The organism is Microcoleus sp. D2_18a_D3 (assembly GCF_036702455.1).
GTDB lineage: Bacteria > Cyanobacteriota > Cyanobacteriia > Cyanobacteriales > Microcoleaceae > Microcoleus.
The window spans coordinates 1-1108 of sequence record NZ_JAUBTK010000222.1 but is presented as its reverse complement, the minus strand read 5'-3'; the positions used below and the strand labels follow the sequence as shown (position 1 = coordinate 1108).

The following is a 1108-nucleotide window of genomic DNA, read 5'->3' as shown; positions in this document are numbered from 1 at the left end:
ATTGTCATCTGCCTCATACCATAATAAAAGTAATCTTTCAAGTACACCTTATACCAAATTAGATGCTCTTACCCTGGGTAGGTAGGGTAGGGGTAGGGGTTAGATATCGCTATCTACTATTACCTCTGGTAATCGAATACGCTCGATATCTAGATGTAAGTAGTGCTCCGTAATCACATCGGGAGAATTCCCTACCAATCGAGCAAGTTTGTGGATAGGAAAGTCATTATTAGCGTGATAACTAATCATTGTGTGCCGTAATTGATAGGGGATTCGATAGCGTATGCCAGTTCCCTCTATAACAGTTTTCCAGACAACATTTAAAGCGTGCTGATTGATTGCCTTACCTCTGTCGTTTAAGAAAACATATCCCGCACGGTGGGGGATTGATTCAAGCAATTCTCTTAATTCCTGATTAATCGGAAAACTCCGTTTAAGTTCAGTTTTAGTGTTTTGCTTTTGTACAATTGTCCCACATGAATCTACTTGAGCCTCGCAAAACAGTATTGACTTTTTTTGAAAACTTACGTTCTCCCATTTCAACGCGATTGCTTCACTTGGCCTACAACCTGTTAGCCAGCAAAAATATACATATTTGTAATACTGCTGGTGCTTACCTTTGAATCGTGAGTAAGTGTCATTTTTAAGTGCGTCAATAATTTGATACACTTCTGCCACGCTATAAATGTCAATCTCTTTTTTTTCTTTTTTACCTGACTTTAACTTGATTGATTCAAGTGCGTCCCTGTACTCAATGCCCCATTTTCGAGATATAGTACCTTGCTTACTAGACCAATCAACCGCCGCAACTAAGTGCATAAACCATTTTTTGCTGGTTGTAGCAGAACGTTTAGTGTCGGAAAAAATCCAAGCAATGACTTGAGTTTTATCTTCTAATCGTTTGTGCGGACATCTTTCTATTAAGCGAGATACTATTGATATCTCATTAAGAATGTATGTTTTTTCCCAGTGTTGCATTGAGACATTAAAGTCTACATACTTTTGCCACAAAACAGAAAGTTCGTTTTTTTGGCTCTACCGAACCTAGTATGTAAAAAAGTTAATAATTTTTATAAAAATTAACTACTATAAAATACAAAGATTAGGC

General features: G+C 37.1%; 1 protein-coding gene. It reads right to left on the bottom strand.

Going from position 1 to position 1108, the window contains the following annotated elements; genetic code table 11:
* Positions 1 to 99: 99 nt before the first annotated feature.
* Positions 100 to 978 (bottom strand): site-specific integrase, encoded by an 879-nt coding sequence (locus QUB06_RS34600; RefSeq protein ID WP_333439356.1) that lies wholly within the window; start codon positions 976 to 978, stop codon positions 100 to 102.
* Positions 979 to 1108: the final 130 nt, after the last annotated feature.

Coding starts and splice junctions, on each gene's coding strand:
- QUB06_RS34600 (WP_333439356.1), bottom strand. CDS start 978: ATGCAACACTGGGAAAAAACATACATTCTTAATGAGATATCAATAGTA.